15 protein-coding genes are annotated in these 18,579 nt (G+C 65.3%); 13 read left to right on the top strand and 2 right to left on the bottom strand.

Annotated elements, in window-relative coordinates:
- The 4 genes from Y707_RS33515 to Y707_RS26585 all read left to right on the top strand — a co-directional run.
- Positions 1-694 (top strand): E3 binding domain-containing protein (locus Y707_RS33515; RefSeq protein ID WP_442853302.1); only part of this gene is annotated, 694 nt, incomplete at its 5' end.
- Positions 615-1,514, top strand: coding sequence for a dihydrolipoamide acetyltransferase family protein (locus Y707_RS26590; RefSeq protein ID WP_442853301.1), 900 nt, complete (start codon positions 615-617; stop codon positions 1,512-1,514). The genes Y707_RS33515 and Y707_RS26590, both read left to right, overlap by 80 nt.
- Before the next feature lie 34 nt (positions 1,515-1,548).
- Positions 1,549-2,361: an MBL fold metallo-hydrolase gene (locus tag Y707_RS0115655; protein ID WP_035781993.1), complete on the top strand. Its 813-nt coding sequence runs from the start codon at positions 1,549-1,551 to the stop codon at positions 2,359-2,361.
- Positions 2,362-2,370: 9 nt separating this feature from the next.
- Positions 2,371-3,576, top strand: a complete 1,206-nt coding sequence (locus tag Y707_RS26585; protein WP_051442090.1) for an MFS transporter — start codon at positions 2,371-2,373, stop codon at positions 3,574-3,576.
- Here Y707_RS26585 and Y707_RS0115645 read toward each other — a convergent pair.
- A complete protein-coding gene (locus Y707_RS0115645) occupies positions 3,548-4,462 on the bottom strand; it encodes a phosphatase PAP2 family protein (RefSeq protein ID WP_035781992.1) in 915 nt (304 codons plus the stop codon). The two genes, Y707_RS26585 and Y707_RS0115645, sit on opposite strands and share 29 nt — an antisense overlap.
- Before the next feature lie 229 nt (positions 4,463-4,691).
- On the opposite strand from Y707_RS0115645, the gene Y707_RS0115640 reads away from it, so the two are divergent.
- From Y707_RS0115640 to Y707_RS0115605, 8 genes are all read left to right on the top strand, one after another.
- Positions 4,692-6,335: an ABC transporter substrate-binding protein gene (locus Y707_RS0115640; RefSeq protein ID WP_051442089.1), complete on the top strand. Its 1,644-nt coding sequence runs from the start codon at positions 4,692-4,694 to the stop codon at positions 6,333-6,335.
- Positions 6,332-7,339: an ABC transporter permease gene (locus tag Y707_RS0115635; protein WP_081744925.1), complete on the top strand. Its 1,008-nt coding sequence runs from the start codon at positions 6,332-6,334 to the stop codon at positions 7,337-7,339. The genes Y707_RS0115640 and Y707_RS0115635 overlap by 4 nt, the downstream gene beginning before the upstream one ends.
- Positions 7,336-8,241: an ABC transporter permease gene (locus Y707_RS0115630; protein ID WP_026535784.1), complete on the top strand. Its 906-nt coding sequence runs from the start codon at positions 7,336-7,338 to the stop codon at positions 8,239-8,241. Before Y707_RS0115635 ends, Y707_RS0115630 begins: the two co-directional genes overlap by 4 nt.
- Before the next feature lie 3 nt (positions 8,242-8,244).
- Positions 8,245-10,056 carry a dipeptide ABC transporter ATP-binding protein gene (locus Y707_RS0115625; protein WP_051442088.1) on the top strand — a complete coding sequence of 604 codons (1,812 nt, stop codon included), beginning with the start codon at positions 8,245-8,247 and terminating at the stop codon, positions 10,054-10,056.
- A complete protein-coding gene (locus Y707_RS26580) occupies positions 10,053-11,516 on the top strand; it encodes an LLM class flavin-dependent oxidoreductase (protein WP_081744924.1) in 1,464 nt (487 codons plus the stop codon). Before Y707_RS0115625 ends, Y707_RS26580 begins: the two co-directional genes overlap by 4 nt.
- The gene (locus Y707_RS26575) at positions 11,513-12,748 is read left to right on the top strand and encodes an acyl-CoA dehydrogenase family protein (RefSeq protein WP_035781986.1); all 1,236 of its coding nucleotides are present in this window, start codon (positions 11,513-11,515) and stop codon (positions 12,746-12,748) included. Before Y707_RS26580 ends, Y707_RS26575 begins: the two co-directional genes overlap by 4 nt.
- Positions 12,749-12,782: 34 nt before the next feature.
- Complete coding sequence (locus Y707_RS0115610; RefSeq protein ID WP_035781983.1) at positions 12,783-13,787, top strand: o-succinylbenzoate synthase; 1,005 nt, start codon at positions 12,783-12,785, stop codon at positions 13,785-13,787.
- A gap of 131 nt (positions 13,788-13,918) precedes the next feature.
- On the top strand, positions 13,919-15,988 hold the full coding sequence (locus Y707_RS0115605) for a PhoX family protein (protein WP_051442087.1): 2,070 nt from the start codon (positions 13,919-13,921) through the stop codon (positions 15,986-15,988).
- On the opposite strand, the gene Y707_RS0115600 is transcribed toward Y707_RS0115605, so the two are convergent.
- Positions 15,985-16,527: a hypothetical protein gene (locus tag Y707_RS0115600; protein ID WP_035781981.1), complete on the bottom strand. Its 543-nt coding sequence runs from the start codon at positions 16,525-16,527 to the stop codon at positions 15,985-15,987. The two genes, Y707_RS0115605 and Y707_RS0115600, sit on opposite strands and share 4 nt — an antisense overlap.
- A gap of 163 nt (positions 16,528-16,690) precedes the next feature.
- On the opposite strand from Y707_RS0115600, the gene menD reads away from it, so the two are divergent.
- Positions 16,691-18,475 carry a 2-succinyl-5-enolpyruvyl-6-hydroxy-3-cyclohexene-1-carboxylic-acid synthase gene (menD, locus tag Y707_RS26570; protein ID WP_035781979.1) on the top strand — a complete coding sequence of 595 codons (1,785 nt, stop codon included), beginning with the start codon at positions 16,691-16,693 and terminating at the stop codon, positions 18,473-18,475.
- Positions 18,476-18,579: the final 104 nt, after the last annotated feature.

Genomic DNA, 18,579 nt, shown 5'->3' with positions numbered 1-18,579 from the left:
CGTCGTTGTTGCCGAGTCGGGTGACGTTCCCGCCGCAGGCAAAAGTTCGCCGGAGGGCGAGGCTTACCGGACGGAAGAACAGGCCGGCACGAAGGTTCCGGATGGGCCGGTCGAAAATGGCGAGGCCGCCGGATCGGGCAACGTCCTGATCGGTTATGGCACCCCTGGCGGCCAGAGTGGGTCCAAGCGCACCCGCCGCCGCAAGGGAGCCGCTCCCAGCGCGGCGCAGGTTTCCGATGAGCAGACCGGCACTGTTGCCCCAGCTCCGGATACCAATGCCAACGGTGCAGCAACCCCAAGCCGTGCAGGTGAAACCGTCGGCGCCACCGCCGCTGCGCCGCTGGTGATTTCGCCATTGGTGCGCAGGATGGTGAAGGAAGCCGGTCTCAAGCTGGCCGACATTTCCGGCTCCGGTACGGGCGGCCTGATTATGCGCCGGGATGTTGAAGCAGCCGTCGCCGGTAAAGCTCCGGCTGGAAGTGTCCCGGGCGGGAGCGCTCCCGCTAAAACCGAAACGGCTGGCGAACCGCTGCCGGCCAGCGGCGTGGCCTTTGGCGAGGACGCGAAGTCCGGCCTGGGTATCACCGGGCGCACTTTCGCCATTGGTGCGCAGGATGGTGAAGGAAGCCGGTCTCAAGCTGGCCGACATTTCCGGCTCCGGTACGGGCGGCCTGATTATGCGCCGGGATGTTGAAGCAGCCGTCGCCGGTAAAGCTCCGGCTGGAAGTGTCCCGGGCGGGAGCGCTCCCGCTAAAACCGAAACGGCTGGCGAACCGCTGCCGGCCAGCGGCGTGGCCTTTGGCGAGGACGCGAAGTCCGGCCTGGGTATCACCGGGCGCACGCCGATCAAGGGACTGCGCAAGACCGTCGCCGCGAACATGACGAAGAGCCGGACGGAAATTCCGGAGGCAACGGTATGGGTCGACGTCGACGCCACCGCCCTGTTGGAGATGCGCTCGCAGTTGAAGGCGTCAAGCCCGGACAGCACACCCGGGCTGCTCGCGTTCATTGCACGGTTCGTGCTGGCTGGACTGGCAAAGTATCCCGAGTTGAACACCCGCATCGAAGGGGACGAGATCGTCAGCTTCAACGGCGTCAATCTCGGTTTTGCCGCGCAGACAGACCGCGGACTGATGGTGCCGTCGATCCGCAACGCGGACAAGATGAGCGCGCGCCAACTGGACAGTGAGATCCGCCGGCTGGCCGCCGTCGCACGCGAAGGCAAAGCGAGCCCGGCCGAATTGACATCCGGGACGTTCACGCTGAACAACTACGGCATCTTCGGAGTGGACGGCAGCGCCGCAATCATTAACTACCCCGAGGTGGCGATACTCGGCGTCGGACGGATTATCGACAAACCGTGGGTGGTCAACGGCGAGCTCGCGGTCCGCAAGGTCACCGAGCTGACACTGACCTTCGACCACAGAGTGTGCGACGGCGGCACGGCGGGCGGGTTCCTGCGCTACGTGGCCGACGCCGTCGAAAATCCCGGTTCCGTGCTGGCCGACCTGTAGGGTCTTCAGTAAGCGAAGACAAGGAGCGGCAGCGGTGTCACAGTCGGAAACCATTGGGAACTGGCGTGAGGTGGGGCCGCAGACTTACGTGCTGCCGACCGGCAAGTACCTGCTGAACGCGGGGCTCGTCGTCGGCGTGGAACGCGCGCTCGTCATCGACACCGGCGCCGGGCCACGCCACGGAACAGCCATCCTGGAGGCGGTCCGTACGATGACGGAGCTCCCCCTGGTTGTGGTCAATACACACTCGCATTTCGACCACTTTTTCGGCAATGCCGTGTTCGCAGCGGCCGGTACCTCGGAGTTCTGGGCACACGAAGCCTGCGCCGCCGATATTGCGGCAACCGGGGAGGAGCAGCGGCCCTTCGTGGCCGAGGCGGAACCCGAAATGGCCGCCGGCGCGGATGAGAACACCACCCTGGTGGTTCCCGAACACACTGTGGGGGAGCAACCGGTAACGCTCGATCTCGGCGGCCGCTCCGTTGAGTTGTTCCACCTGGGACGGGGCCATACGGACAACGACCTGCTCGTCGGCGTCGACACCGTCGTCTTCGCCGGCGATCTGATCGAAGAAGGCGCCGACCCTGCCTTCGAGGACGCTTTCCCTCAAGAGTGGGTCCACACCCTGGAGCGGCTGGTGCGGCTGCGCAAATACGAAACCTTCGTTCCGGGCCACGGCAAACCGGTGGGGAGCGACCACGTACGGATTCAGGCCTCCACCATGTCGCGGGCCATCCGGATCGCAACGCAGGCAAGGCGGGAAGCTCCGTCGGACACCACCAAGGCGATTCCAATCATGCCGTACGCGCCGGAGCATGCGCGGGCCCTGATGGGACGGCTCACTTAGAGTAGGAAGGTGACTGCCGAGCCGTTCGAGTGGAGGAAACTCGCCGTACCGGTTTACGGACCGTCACTGCTGTTCGGGCTCGGCGAAGGCGCCATTTTTCCCGTCATCGCGCTCAGTGCGCGCAACCTTGGCGCCAGCGTGGCCATGGCCGCCCTCGTGGTCACCCTGATCGGCATCGGCTCACTGCTGACCAACATTCCGGCGTCACTGATTACCGCCCGGTTCGGCGAACGCTGGGCAATTGTGGGAGCTTCGGCCTGGTCGGTGCTCGCGATGATGGTCTGCATTAGCGCTCCAGGGCTGTATGTTTTCGCCGCCGGAATCCTCATGATTGGGATGGCCGCAGCGGTCTTCAATCTTGCCCGGCAGAGTTACCTCACGGAGTCCGTTCCGGTGCAATACCGGGCACGTGCGCTGTCCACACTGGGCGGAACCATGCGGATCGGAGTCTTCGCCGGTCCGTTCGCCGGGGCGGCCGCCATCCACTTTGCCGGCCTCGACGGCGCGTACTGGGTTGGAGCCGGCGCGCTGCTGATCGCCGGCGCGGTCGCCGTCGGAATGCCCGATCTGCCGCGGCACGGGATCCCGGTCGCCGGAACGGTCGCTCCGACTATCCGGTCGATTTCCCGCTCGCACGCACGCGTCCTCCTGACGGTGGGCATCGGGGTCGTCATGGTGGCGGCAGTGCGCTCATCGCGCCCGGTCGTCATCCCGTTGTGGGCAGAGAATATTGGCCTCGAAGCGAGCACCACGGCCGTTATTTACGGGATCTCCGGCGCCGTCGACATGCTGCTGTTCTACCCCGCGGGAAAGGTGATGGACCAGAAAGGGCGGCTGTGGGTTTCCGTTCCCTGCATGCTGATCATGGGCCTGGCGCTGATCCTGGTGCCGTTCACCATCGGGACGGCATCCCTGCTGGTTGCTGCCGTGCTGATCGGTTTCGGCAATGGCATCGGTTCCGGCATGATCATGACGCTCGGCGCCGACTACTCACCGGCGGCAGGGCGAACCAAATTCCTTGGGGTCTGGCGGTTGATGGCCGATATCGGTGCCAGCGGTGGGCCGGCCCTGCTGTCCGGAGCGACAGCGTTGGCCACGCTGTCGGCCGGGATCTGGTTGGTCGGTGGGCTGGGGCTCGTCGGCGCTGTCATGCTTGGATACTGGCTTCCGCGGACCGCCCCACCAGTCAACGGCGGGTCCGGACCGCCCGGGTGAAGAGCAGCGTGCCCATCGCTGTCAGCAAATAGCCGGAGGAAATGATCATCGCCAGACCTGCGGCATAGAGCAGCGGCAGGCGTTCGGGATCGGCCGGCGTAGCCAGCGTCGGCGTGCTGACGAGGACGAACAGCGCGGCCAGGACGCCGGCGCAAAAGCCGATTGCCGCCGTCGCACCCGGCCATATCCGGGAAGCCGCCCAATGTTCGCCGAGCCCGTACCAGATATTCCAGCTGGTACCCGTGCGCAGGATGAACCACCCGGCCACCGCGGTCCACGCTCCGACCACCAGGAAGGCGGCCACGACGTCGGAAGGACGGTGCCACAAATTGATCAACGTGGCGCCGCCGGCGATCACCGCATACGTTCCGCCGACCGCTGCCACCAACGGTCTCCACCGGGGCGATGACATCAGGAACAATGCCGCGGCCGAGGATGCAGCCAACGTCGCATGTCCGGATGGCAGTGAATTTTGCGCGAGCGTTTGTACCCCGAGATCCGGGCGCTGCAGGACGACGTCCTTGAGCAGCTGCGTCGTCAGGTTCGCCCCCACCATCGCCAGCGCAGCGACGACCGCGGCGTACCAGCGTCTTCGCGCGATCGTGACCAGCAGGATGATAGGTCCGGCAATCACCACCGAGATCAGCGGCAGCAGGTCGAGGAAGTCCTGCAGCCCGGACGAAATCCCGGTCCGGGTCAGCTCCGCCTCGCGCAGCGCGCCTTCATCGACAAGTTGGCCCACAGTCGTGCGGACGAAAAGTATGTACGTGGCGGCCACCCCGGCCGCGCAGAGCAGGGCCGCTGCAAAAAATGGAAACGGGTTCGACGCCGTCGGCCGGCTCGTTTTACGCCCGGCACCACCGGGCCGGGAATGTCGGGTACTCATCACTCATAGCCTGCCACATCCGGCTGGGGATCAGCTGGAGGCACAATCTGTTCCAGTCTGCCCCCGGATGTCCGTCGGCACACCTGTGTTAGCCCATGTTTCGCGGCCCCGGCCACCGCCTTCGTCACCGGCGTTAACAAACCGATTCCGGCCGCTGGGCACTTGTAGTGTCCAACTCACCCGACGCCTGAAGGGCAGGCGCACTCACCAGAGAAAGAACTACCGACCGATGAAAAAACCAATTGCCCACGTAGTGGGAAGTGCGATGATAGCCGTCGTCGTGCTGGCTGTGACTGGATGCTCCGGGGCCGCCGAAGCCCGGGATCCGGCACAGAACGACGGCGGTCAGTTTGTGTTTGCGACTGGCAAGGGCATCACGTGCCTTGACCCTCACGTCGGCGGGGACATGCCACAGGCGTCCCTCGCCGCCAACTACCTCGATTCGATCGTTTCGATGGACGAGGACGGCGGAATTCACCCGTGGCTCGCCACCTCCTGGGAAGTTTCCGACGACGGACTCCGGTACACCTTCCACCTGCGCGACGACGTGACGTTCACTGATGGAACACCGTTCAACGCTGCCGCGGTGAAGGCGAACCTGGAGCACATGGTCGATCCGGACACGCATTCCGGCACGGCCGGCGGCTATCTGGAGCCTTACGTCAAAACCACCGTGGTGGATGAGACGACGGCGGTGGTCACCCTCGACCGGCCGTACGCCGCTTTCCTCGAGGTCCTGGCGCAGCCGTTCCTCGGCATCCAGTCGCCGAAGGCGCTGCAGCGGCCGCAGGCGGAGAATTGCGCGTCGCCGGTCGGCACCGGCCCGTTCAAGGTGGTGGACTACGTGCCGCAGAGCGAGGTGAAGCTGGTCCGGAATGAGGACTACAACAGCGCACCGCCCTTCGCCGAGCACCAGGGGCCGGCGCATATTGCCGAGCTGGTATGGCGGATCATTCCAGAGGACGCCACCCGCTACGGCATGCTGCGTGCAGGCCAGGTGGACGCCATCGACCGGATGCCTGCGGTTAACTTCGCCGAAGCCCGGGCCGATGACCGGGTGTCGCTGATCCTGCAGGACCGCCCCGGAAATCCGACCAACCTGACCTTCAACATCACCCGTCCGCCCTTCGACGACATCCGTGTCCGCAAGGCCTTCCTTTACGGCTCCTACGTGAAGGCAGGCATCGAGAGCGTCTACTTCGGGACGGTCACCCACGGAGGCGGGCCGCTGAGTTCGGCCACACGCTTCTACTCGCCACGGTTCGAGAACGTCTACGCGCCGGACCAGGCGAAGGCGAACCGGCTGCTGGACAAGGCAGGCTGGACCGGCCGCGACGACGAGGGCTACCGGACCAAGGACGGCAAGCGGCTTTCCGTGGTGCTGCCATACGATCCGGTTTCCTGGCCTTCGGCGTTCACCGCGCTGATGACGCAACTGCAAGCCAGCGCCAAGCAGATCGGCATCGAAATGGTGATCCAGAACCTCGATACGGCAACAGTCACGGAGCGGACGAACAACTTCAAATACGACCTGCGCGCCGGCTACTGGAACACCAACACGGCCGACGTGCTGCGGATCATTCTGTCCTCCGAATATCTGCCGTCCAACGGGTTCGGTTCCAACAAGGCCGGGCTCAGCGATCCGGAACTGGACCGCATCCTCAACGCTGCATTGGCCACCAACGACGCCGATGAGCGGCGCAAGCTTTACCTCCAGGCCCAGGAAATCGTCAGCGATGGCGCCTACCAGCTGACGCTCTTCAACCAAGCCAGCCAGATCGGCGTCCGGACCGACCGGGTCAGCGGCGTCCGGCTGGAGCCATCGCTGTCGGTTCCGTATCTCTACGACGCAAAGGTGGTGGCTGCATCATGAGTACGACGACGACAAGCACCGGCCCAACCGCGCACACCGAGCTGCCACGCACCACGGCATCGAAAGGAGCACTGCCGCTGGTGATTCTCAAACGGACGCTGGGCTCGCTGTTCGTGCTGTGGGCCGCGGTGACGGTGGCATTCTTCGTACTGCGGCTGGTTCCCGGAGATCCGGTCAAGGTGATCCTGGGACCGAATGCGAGTTCCCCTTCGCCGGCAACTCTTGCCAGCATCCGGGAAGAGTTCGGGCTCAACCAGCCGCTCGTGCTGCAGTATCTGGACTATCTCACCGGGCTGCTCCAGGGCGACCTCGGCACGTCCTATGTGTTCAAGGTTCCGGTGCTGGAGATTCTGGGACCGCAGATCCTGCCCACCCTGCAGTTGGCCGGGCTGGCCATGGTGTTCGCCTGGGCGATGGCCCTGGCTTTCACCCTGCTGACCGTCGGGCGGAGCCCGGTCCTCGAAGCGCTGGGCAGGTCAGTGGAAGTGCTCTTCGCCTCGGTACCGCAGTTCTGGGCGGGCATCGTGCTGCTGGTGATCTTCGCCGTCGTGCTCGGTTGGTTCCCGGTGGCCGGAAATGACGGTTTTGCGGCCCTGGTGCTGCCCTCGCTGGCACTGGCCATTCCGCTCGCCGGCTTCATCGCCCAAGTCACGCGCACCTCTTTTGAGGAAGCGCTCGTCCAGCCCTTCGTCCTTTCGGCGAGGGCACGGGGGCTCAGCGACTGGTCGGTCCGGATCCGGCACGTGCTCCGGCATGCGCTGCTGCCGGGGCTGACGCTCTCGGCCTGGGCGATCGGTTCGCTGGTCAGTGCCGCCGTCGTCGTGGAAGTGATTTTCGCCCGGCAGGGCCTTGGCCGCAGTTTGGTCGACGCCATTACCAGCCGCGATCTGCCGATCACCCTGGCCGTGGTGCTCATCATCGCGGCTGTCTACATCATCGTGAACTTGATCGTCGACGTGCTGTACCGCGTGGTCGATCCCCGGGTACAGGAGGAGCCAGCATGAGTACTGCAATTCAAGATCCGGCGGTGACGCAGCCGCCCGGGCCGCACCAGACCAGCAGGAACCGCCGGGCGCGGTCTGGGGACCTGGCCCGGCTGATCCTCGATATCCCGCTCGGCATCTGGGGCGCCGCCGCTGTGCTGGTGTTCCTGCTGCTGGCGGCCGCCGCACCGCAATTGTTCATGACCCACGACCCGTACGCGGTCGATCCATCCGCCGCTTTCACCGTCCCCGGGACAGAGCACCTGTTCGGCACGGACCAGAACGGCCGGGATGTCTTTTCCCGGGTGGTGGCCGGCGCGGGTCAGTCGCTGCTGATCGGTTTCACTGCGACGGCGATCGGGCTCACCCTCGGCGGATTGCTGGGGATCACGGCCGGCGTGATGGGCCGGTTCGTGGACACGGCAATCAGCCGCGCCGTGGAGGTGTTGTTCGCCTTCCCCGGGCTGCTGCTGGCCCTGATCGTGATTGCCATTTCCGGCACCGGCGTCATCACCTCGGCGGTCGCCGTCGGCATCGGAACGGCGCCCGGCTATGCGCGGATGCTGCGGACCCAGACGCTCCAGGTCGTGGCCGCGCCGTACGTGGAAACGGCGCATGCACTGGGCCGGTCACCCGCCTACACGCTGTGGCACACGGTGATTCCCAACGTCGTCCGGCCGCTGCTGGTATTGGCGACCCTCGGCGTCGGGCAGGCCGTGGTCTGGGCATCGTCACTGAGTTTCCTTGGCCTGGGCGCACAGCCACCGGCAGCGGAATGGGGCGCGATGCTCGCCGATGGCCGCAGCTACATCCAGATTGCCTGGTGGATCGCGGTCTTCCCCGGTCTCTTCATCACCCTCGCCGCACTGACCACGACCGTCGTCGGGCGCTATGCCCAGCGCCGGCTGGAAGGACAGGAGTAAATCATGAGTACAACACCGCTAAAGTCCGACGCCGGACCGGCGCTGCGTCCCGCCGGGCTCCTTGAGGTACGCGACCTGAATATCGGCTTCCGCAGTGGCAGGACGGTCCGGCCCGTGGTCGAAGACGTGTCGCTGGCGCTGGCACCGGGCGAATGCCTGGCGTTGGTGGGCGAATCGGGATCCGGCAAATCCGTCACCGCGAGGGCACTGCTGGGATTGAACGCCGCCAACGCCGTAATCTCCGCGGGGAAGCTGGAGGTCCTTGGCACCGATGTGGCGAAGGCGTCCGAGCGGAGCCTGCGTAGTCTGCGCGGCAAGAAGATCGGCTACATCCTGCAGGACGCGCTGGTCTCGCTCGATCCACTGCGCACGATCGGACAGGAAATCGATGAGGCGCTGCGTGCCCACGGGGTCCGTTCTGCGACAGAGCGGGCAGCCCGGACCGAAGCGGCGCTGCTCGAGGCTGGAATTGACGATCCGCAGGTGCGTATCCGGCAGCGCTCCGGCGAGCTTTCCGGAGGTTTGCGCCAGCGGGCGCTGATTGCCCAGGCCACGGTGCTGAACCCCGCGCTGGTGATTGCGGACGAGCCGACTACGGCGCTCGATGCGACCGTTCAGGCACAGATCCTTACCCTGTTGAAGTCTTTCAAGGACAAGGGACGCGGGTTGATCATCATCTCGCATGACCTGGCGGTGGTGGCCGAGCTGGCGGACGAAGTGGCGGTGATGAAGTCCGGGCGGATTGTCGAATCCGGACGCACTGCCGAGGTGCTGACCAATCCACAACATGCCTATACGCAGGCGTTGCTCGATGCCATTCCGTCTCCGCGGAAGACTGCCGGCCGGAACGATCAGCCGGTACCGCCGTCGTCGGACACGACAGTTGTGGCCACCACGCCGGACACCACCGCTGTGACCACCGCTGTGACCACCACACCGGACACCGACCAAGCCGGCTCGAACATTACTTCGCCGGCCAAAACAGGGCAGCGGCCCAGCGAACTCGACCCTAATGCGCCTGCGCTGCAGGCCACCGGGCTGTTCAAGAGCTACCCGCAGCCCGGTGGCGGCAGTCGGCAGGTGGTCCGGGACGTGTCGTTCACCCTGGAGCGCGGACGCACGCTGGGAATCGTGGGCGAATCCGGCTCGGGTAAATCCACCACCGCGCGGATCGCCCTTGGGTTGAGCAGGGCCGACGGCGGCACGGTGACCCTCGGTGGGCTGCAGTGGTCGGGCATTCTGGAGAAGGAGCGGCGCCGGCACCGGCCGGATATCCAGCTGGTGAACCAGGATCCGCTCAGTTCCTTCGACCCCCGGTTTACGGTCGAACGCGTCCTGGGCGACGCCCTGCACGCCGGTGGAATCGGCACCCGCAGCGACCGGACTGACCGGGCCGCCGCCTTGCTGGACCAGGTGGGCCTGCCCCGCGACGTCCTTCGGCGGCGGCCGCTCACCCTCTCCGGCGGACAGCGGCAGCGGGTCGCGATCGCCCGGGCCCTGGCCACCGAACCGCAGGTACTGCTGCTCGACGAACCGGTTTCCGCCCTCGACGTGTCCATTCAGGCACAGGTGCTGGACCTGCTCGAAGACCTGCAGCGCCGTCTGGGACTGAGTTATCTGTTCATCAGCCATGATCTCGGCGTGATCCAACAGGTCAGCGATGAGGTGCTGGTGCTCAAGGACGGACAAACCGTTGAGTACGGCGACGCCTACGACATTTTCACCAATCCGCGGCACGAATACACACAGCAGCTGCTGGCCGCCGTTCCGGCACTGCCGCAGCGCGCCAACAAGACAACAGGAGGTCCGGCATGAGCAAGGAGATCCACTTCAACGGGTTCGAGATGAACACCGTCAGCCACATCAACCATGGATTGTGGGTGCACCCGGAAAACCGGCGGCACCACTACACCGACCTGGAGTACTGGACGGAAACGGCTCAACTGCTCGAGCGCGGCTTGTTCGATGCCATCTTCCTGGCCGACGTCGTCGGAACGTACAACGTCTACCGCGGCAGCCGGGATCCCGCCGTCGAACGTGGTTTGCAGGTGCCCAACAATGACCCGTATCTGGTGGTCCCGGCGATGGCGGCGGCCACGAAGCACCTCGGATTCGCCGTCACATATTCCACCACCTATGAACCGCCGTTCGGCAACGCGCGGCGGCTGTCCACGCTGGACCACCTGACCAAGGGCCGGCTGGCGTGGAATGTAGTCACCGGTTACCTGCCCGACGCCGCCCGCAACTTTGGTCTGCCGGCGCACGTGAAGCACGACGACCGCTATGATCTGGCCGAGGAATTCCTCGACGTCTCGTACAAGCTTTGGGAGGGGTCCTGGGAAGATGACGCGGTGATCCGGGACCGCGGCCGCGGCGTCTACACCGACCCGGCGAAGGTCCACGAAATCGGCCATGAAGGCAAATACTTCACCGTCGACGGGCCGCATCTGTCCGAACCGAGCCCGCAGCGGACACCGGTGATCTACCAGGCGGGTACCTCCGAGCGGGGCAAGGCGTTCGCCACCCAGCACGCGGAGGCCGTCTTTGTCGGCGGACGCAGCGTGCAGCGGGTGGCGGCCAGCGTCGCGGATCTGCGCGCACGGGCCGAGGCTGCCGGGCGGGGACGGAACGCCATCAAGGCGCTCGCATCGCTGAACATCGTCCTCGGCGAGACGGAGGCAGAGGTGAAGCGCAAGGTCGAGGAGGTGGTGCGGCTGCGCGACGTCGAGGGGCATCTGGTGCACTTCGGTGGCGGTTCCGGAATCGACATCGCCTCGCTGGAAACCGACGAGTACCTCAAATACGTGGGCCGCGACCATGGCCAGACCGCGGAGGCGGAATTTTCCACCGGGCCGAACCGGAAACGCGCCCACGAAGTCATAGATTCCATGTCAGACCCCCGCAATGACGAATTCTTCATCGCCGGCACCGCCGAACAGGTGGCGGACCGGATCGAGGAAATCGTCGACCAGGCGGACCTGGATGGCTTCAACATCGTCCAGTTCCTCTCGCCCGGAACCTTTACCGACGTCGTCGAACAGTTGGTGCCGGAACTGCAGAAGCGTGGCCGGTACCGGAAGGAATACCGCGAGTCCACGCTGCGGGAGCGGCTTTTCCCTGGGGCTGGTCCGCTGCTGCCGGCGACCCACCGTGGCGCCACCTACCGCGGTGCCTTCGGGGCCGGCCGGGCTGAGCGCATCACCATCTCTGAAACTGACCGGGATCCAAGCCAACTGGTCAGTCAAACAGCGGCACCGGCGGGAGCGAAAGCATGACGACGACGGCGGGCACAGGGACGGAAACCGCATCGCCACCGACGGACGCGGAACTTGCGGCCAAGTACCGCCCGGTCTTTGAACGGATCGCTGCTGGCGCAGTCGAGCGCGAGCGGGAACGGAAATTGCCGGCCGAGCAGATCCGGTGGCTTGGCGATGCCGGATTCGGTGCCATCCGGATTCCCCGCGAACTCGGCGGAGACGGTGCCACACTGCCTCAGTTCTTCACTTTGTTGATCGAACTCGCGGCCGCCGATTCCAACCTCCCGCAAGCGCTCCGTTCGCATTTTGCCTTCGTGGAGGACCGGTTGTATTCAGGCGGCAGCACGCGCAGCATTGCCTGGTTGCGCCGGATTGGTCAGGGCCAGTTGGTCGGTAACGCCTGGAGCGAGACGGGACCGGCGAAGGTCGGTGAGGTCGGCACGCGGATTGAGCCGGACAAGGAGGGCTGGCGCATCACCTGCACGAAGTACTACACCACCGGCAGCCTGTTCGCCGACTGGATCCTCACCGGGGCGCGTGACTCGGAAGGCGTGGATGTCAACGCCTTGGTCGACACTTCCGCCCCCGGCGTGGATATCCGCGACGACTGGGACGGCTTCGGCCAGCGGTTGACGGCCAGCGGCACCACCTTCTACGACAACGTGCCGGTCGCCGCGGAGAACGTGCTGCTCAGCGAGGACCGGGCACCGTATATGACCGGGATCTTCCAGCTGATCCACAATGCGACACTCGCCGGAATCTGCAAAGCCATCGTGACGGAGACCGCTGCGCATGTCCGGAACCGCACGCGGGTCTACAGTCACGGCAACGGCGAACGGGCCAGCGCGGATGTGCAGATCCAGCAGGTGGTCGGGGAGTTGTCCGCCAATGCCTTCGCGGCGTCGGCGGCGACATTGGAGGTCGCGCGGCTGGCACAGACGGCGTTTGAACAGCGCCATACGGCTAGCCCGGAGACGCAGGAAGCGGCGATTACCGCCGTCGAACTTGGCGCCAGCCAGACCCAGATTGTGGTGGGCGGGTTGGCGCAGCGTTCCGGGTCGCGGCTCTTTGACGCCCTCGGCGCGTCCGCGACCAAGGCGCCGGTACAGCTCGACCGGTTCTGGCGCAACGCCCGCACGCTGAGCTCGCACAATCCGGCGATCTATAAGGCACGGATCCTGGGAGACTGGGAGATCAACGGCAATCTGCCCGAATTCGTCTGGCGGGCTGGGGAAGGCAAAGGGACCTGACGGGAGCGGGGCGGTGCCTGCGTACAGTAAAGGGATGCAGACACCGTTGCCGTCCCTGGCTGAACTAACCGAGTCCGCACACGTTGTCAGCCTGCCCATGCGGGTGAAATTCCGGGGTGTCACAGAGCGCGAAACTTTGATCCTGCGGGGTCCGGCGGGCTGGGCGGAGTTCGGCCCATTTCCGGAGTACGACGACGGCGAGGCCTCGCGCTGGTTGAGCGCCGCCGTCGAGGCTGGCTGGCAAGGTTTCCCGCAGCCACTCCGGAACAGCGTTCCGGTTAATGCCACCGTCCCGGCCGTCGACGCCGGACGTGTGCCCGAGGTTCTGTCGGGGTTCGACGGCATTCCTGCGGTAAAGGTTAAAGTCGCCGAACCTGGCCAGGAACTGGCGGACGATATTGCCCGGGTCAGGGCGGTGCGCGAAGTCCTGCCGGAGGCCGCTGTCCGCGTGGACGCCAATGGTGGCTGGAGTGTGGAGGAGGCCTTGGAGGCTCTGCCCGCGCTCGCCGAATTCGGGCTCGAGTACGCCGAACAACCGGTGATGACTATCGATGGCCTGGCGCAGGTCCGGGCAGAACTGCGGCGGCGCGGCGTGCCGGTCTTGATTGCCGCCGATGAAAGCGTCCGGAAGGAGACTGATCCACTGCTGGTCAGCCGTTCCGGTGCCGCGGACCTGATTGTCGTCAAGGTCGCGCCACTCGGTGGCGTACGTCGTGCGCTGGACATCGTCGCATCAGCGGGGCTGCCGGCCGTGGTGAGCAGCGCGCTGGATTCATCGGTGGGCATCCGCGCCGGCGTCGCCCTCGCGGCCGCGCTGCCCGAACTGCCGTATGCCTGCGGGCTGGGGACGGTTTCGCTGATGAACGGTGACGTCACCGAGGACTCGTTGAAGCCGGCAGGTGGGGCCATAGAGGTGCGGGACGTGTCGGTCAAACCGGAACTCCTGGAGCGGTACGCTGCATCCGCGGAACGTGTTGACTGGTGGCTGGAACGACTTGCGCGGGTTCACAAGGTCCTCAGTTCGTCGAATACCGTTTAGCCCCCGTTAATGCGAAGTCCGGTTCTGCGTTGCCTTCCGCTGGCACCGTGAGGAGCACAGCCCTCACGGAAGGATCTACATTGAGTACCCCCACTGACACCTCCACCGGAACCCGGCGTCCGCTTTTGCCCATGCTTGGCCACACCCGCGGCAAGCGGAGCGCCGTTACCTGCGCCTTGAAATGCGACAACGCCTGTTCCAAGGCCGTGTGCAATGAGTCCGGTAACGAGTACTTCCGCGATATTGCCTCCGCGGCCTACTCCCGGCGGAATGTACTCGGACTGGGAGCAGCCGGCGCCCTCGGCCTCATGGTCGGCAACGCTGCGCTTGGCTCGCCCTCTGCCCAAGCGGCCCCCGGTGGTCAGGGAGCTGCAGGAGCGAACGGATCCGGTATGGCCGGTGCCGCGAACGGCAGACTGCCTTTCACCCCGATCGCGCCGGTGGATGCCAGCGTTGACGCCTTCACCGTTCCGGCCGGATACCAGTGGGAACCAATCCTGCGCTGGGGCGATCCGCTCTTCAACGACGCTCCGGAGTTCGACGCTGAGAACCAGTCCGCCGCAGCCCAGGCACGCCAGTTTGGTTACAACAATGACTACCTCGAGATCCTGCGCACCCCCAACAGCAAGAAGGGGCTGCTGGTCTGCAACCACGAATACGTCAACGCAAACCTCATGTTTCCGGCCGCCTCCGCGCCAGCCCAGGCCGCTGAGCGCCGCGCCATTGCCCGGGCGGCCCACGGCCTCTCGGTTGTCGAACTTGAGCGCGGGCACAAAGGTGATCCTTGGAAGTACATCCGCGGCGGGTACCTGAACCGGCGGATCACCGTCGACACCGCGTTCAACTTCACCGGACCGGCGGCAGGTTCAGCACTGCTGCGCACTATTGAGGATCCGCTGGGACGCACGGTCCACGGCACGATCGGAAACTGTGCAGGCGGAACCACCCCGTGGGGGACGATCCTCTCCGGCGAGGAGAACTTCAACGGTTACTTCCGCAGTCCGGCCAGCACCGAAGCACAGCGACGTTACGGCTTCACCAACATCCCCACCAACAACGGCTGGGAGCTGGATGAACCACGCTGGGATGCCAACAATCCCGGCTACGAAAACGAGCAGAACCGCTTCGGCTACATCGTCGAGATCGACCCGCAGGATCCAACATCCACACCGGTCAAGCACACCTCCTTGGGCCGGTTCAAGCATGAGGGTGCCAACGTCATCGTGGCGGACAACGGCCACGTCGTCGCTTATTCCGGTGATGACGAGCGGTTCGACTACCTCTACAAGTTCGTCTCGAAAAAGAAGTTCCGGAACGGGAACGGTCCGAAGCAGCGCGAGCACAACAAGACCCTGCTGAGCGAAGGTGACCTCTATGTCGCCAAGTTCTCCGGCAACTCCACTCCAGCAGAAATCGATGGCTCAGGCGAACTGCCCGACGACGGCGCGTTCGATGGTACCGGTCAGTGGCTGCCGCTGGTGGTTGGCGGAAAGTCGAAAATCGACGGCATGTCCATCGAAGAAGTCCTCGTATTCACCCGGCTGGCGGCGGACAAGGCAGGGGCCACTAAAATGGACCGCTGCGAAGATGTCGAACCCAACCCTGCCACGGGCAAGGTCTACGTGGCCTGCACCAACAACTCCAATCGCGGCCGGGACGGCTACGCCGGTGTGGACGAAACAAATCCACGGTCGATCAACCGCGACGGACACATTGTGGAAATCTCCGAACGCCGGGGCGACCAGACCGCCACTTCATTCACCTGGAACCTGCTGATGGTCTGCGGCGATCCGGCAACCAACGACTCGACCTACTTCAGCGGCTTCCCCGTCGATCAGGTGTCGCCAATTTCCTGCCCGGATAACGTGGCGTTCGATACGGCAGGAAACCTGTGGATTTCCACAGACGGCCAGCCCGGTACCCTCGGGCTCAATGATGGATTGTTCAAAGTGGATTTGGAGGGCAGCAACCGCGGACGCGTTCAGCAGTTCCTTTCTGTGCCACGGGATGCCGAAACCTGCGGACCGATCATCCACGACGACGAATCGATGGTCTACGTCGCCGTGCAGCACCCGGGCGAGGACGGCTCATTCGACGAACCCAGGTCCTTGTTCCCGGACTACCTCCCGGCAGGCCAAAAGCCCGCGGAAGGTGAATTCCGCGGGCCCCGGCCTTCGGTCGTGCAGGTGTTCCCTGCCTAGCGGCAGTTGAGCCGTACGCGGGAGAAGAGGCTCTCCGGGCGCTGCAATTCGCCTTCCTTGGCACCGAGAACGACGACGGCGCCACTGAAGGCGGGCAGTGCCCATTGCAGCATCTTCAGCTGCTTCTGAGCGTCGGCGAGCTCCTTGGAAGCTCCCGGCCGGGGCTCGGTGGCACCCTCGCCGCCTTCGTTGGCGAGCTTGTCGACCTTCTTGCCCAGAGTCCAGGAGTAGTAGGTCGCGCCCATGCCAGCCAGGGTTAGGACGGCCTTCACAATGGTGGTTTCCGGTTCGCCCCTCTCCGAGACCAAACGGCTCTTATTGTCGAGAATCAGGCCTATTCCGCCGACGGCGTGAACCGCGAAGGCCGCGGTCTGGACGGGCGCCCATTTCTTCCAGCCGACGCTGGAGAGGCGGGTCCTATCCCGGCTGTCTTTTGCCTCGGCGGCGGCACCGTTGAGGCCGACCGCTCCCATCAGGGAACCGCCAAACCATGCGGCGGCGCTGAGGTCGTGCATTGAGCGGGTTAGCAAACTGGCCATGATCAAATACTCCTTGGTTCCTTTGACGGACGGATGCGGGGCGGACGCCCTGCTGCATCCAGTTTTGAACAACAGTAAGTAAGCTTACTGCTTACCAGTTTTGCGGGCATAAGTCCAGTGGTGCGGCAGCATCGCCGGTCCGATCAGGCAAGATGGAACCGTGATGGATTCAATGGAAATGGCCGGACGCGCAGTCGCCGCCTTATTGGACGGTGGAGTCCGCCACATCGTCGTCGCCCCGGGTTCACGCAGTGCGCCGCTGGCCTACGCGCTGGCCGCAGCCGAAGCTGAAGGTACGGTTCGGCTCCACGTCCGGATCGATGAACGCGACGCCGGTTTTACTGCCCTCGGTCTCGCCTTGGTGTCCGGATGTCCGGTCGCCGTCGTCACCACTTCCGGCACCGCAGTGGGGAACTTGATGCCCTCGGTGATGGAAGCGAATCACAGCGCCGTCCCGCTCATCGTCGTCAGTGCCGACCGGCCGGAGGAGCTGCGCGGAACCGGGGCAAACCAGACGACGCGGCAGGCGGGATTGTTCGGCACCGCAGTAAGGTACGACGTCGACGTCCCCGCAGGTGCCGACCCCGCCGGTTCCGTGGCCACCGGCATCGCGGCGGCCTTGGGTACCGGAACGAGCCGCCTTGCGGGTGTGCGCGGCCCGGTGCAGTTGAACCTTGCATTCCGGGATCCGCTCACGCCGGTCCTTGAACCTGGCTCTGCTGCGAAGCCAAGCCGGCAGGATGGTACGGAGGTCAGCCGCGGCCGGACTGGACAGGATGAGCTGGCGGCGCTGGATTTCCCGGATAGGCGGGAGGGAGTCGAGCAGCCGAACGTGTCCGGCGATCCCGGCCGGGCGGTGGAAAGCCGGGACGGATCCGACAGAGTTGCGCTCCGCACGCCGGGGTCCGAGCACCGCACGGTCGTGGTGGCGGGTGCCGGGGCGGGCGCCGGTGCCGAACTTTTTGCCTCCCTGCTACGGCTGCCGCTGTTTGCTGATCCGACGTCGAACGCGCGGCACGGAGCGAACGCTGTCGGACCTTACCGGCTGCTGCTCGAGCATCTGGGGCAGGACATTGAGCGAGTAGTGCTCTTCGGCCGGCCCACACTTTCACGCCAGGTCGCGGCCCTGCTCGCGCGCACCGACGTCGAAACGGCCTTTTATGAACCTGAGCCGGTGGCCTGGTACGAATCGGGACGCCGCCGGGAACGGCCCATTGCCACCCGCGATGAGCTTGCAGAATTCGCAGGCACCGGCCCCGCGGGATGGCTGGCCTCCTGGCAGGAAGCAGCGGACCGTTCCGAGGCAGCGCTCGACTCGGTGCTTGCCCGCGAACCGGTGGTGACAGGGCTGCAGGTCGCCCGAAGCCTGTGGGCGGATACGACCCGGCGCAATGCCCGGCTCGTGGTGGGGTCCTCGAATCCTATCCGGGACCTGGACCTGGCCGCCCGGCCGGCGGAACGATCCTGGGCCGGAGTGTTTGCCAACCGGGGGATCGCCGGCATCGACGGGACCATCGCCACCGCAACGGGAATTGCCTTGGCTGAGCCGGAGCGGGAAACCCGGCTGTTGCTCGGAGACCTGACCCTGCTGCACGACGTGGGTGGCCTGTTCCTGGGCAGCGGCGAAGCGTCCCCGAACCTGCAGATCATTGTGCTCAATGACGCAGGCGGGGGGATCTTCTCCCTGCTGGAGCACGGACTGCTGGGGGAGTCGGACCAATACCGGGACAGCGTTGAACGGCTCTTCGGCACCCCGCACACGGTGGACATATCCGCGCTGGCGCAGGCGTACGGCGTGCGGTACCGGCTGGCCGGTACCGCCGTCGAACTGGAAGGGGCCCTCGCCGAGCGGATCCGCGGCCGTTCCATCATCGAGGTGCGGACTGAACGTGCGGACCTCAGAAACCTGCATCAACGGATCAAGGACGCCATCCGCACTGCCGTGTAAGTCTCCAGCGGCGCTAGAGGACCTTGGAGAGGAACTCGATAGTGCGCTCGTGCTGCGGGTTGGAGAGGATTTCCTTCGGCTTGCCCTGCTCCACGACGACGCCG

This window comes from Arthrobacter sp. H14 (assembly GCF_000520495.1).
Taxonomy (GTDB): domain Bacteria; phylum Actinomycetota; class Actinomycetes; order Actinomycetales; family Micrococcaceae; genus Arthrobacter_C.
Note: the sequence above shows the minus strand (reverse complement) of the source record. Positions and strands in the feature narration are given on the sequence as shown.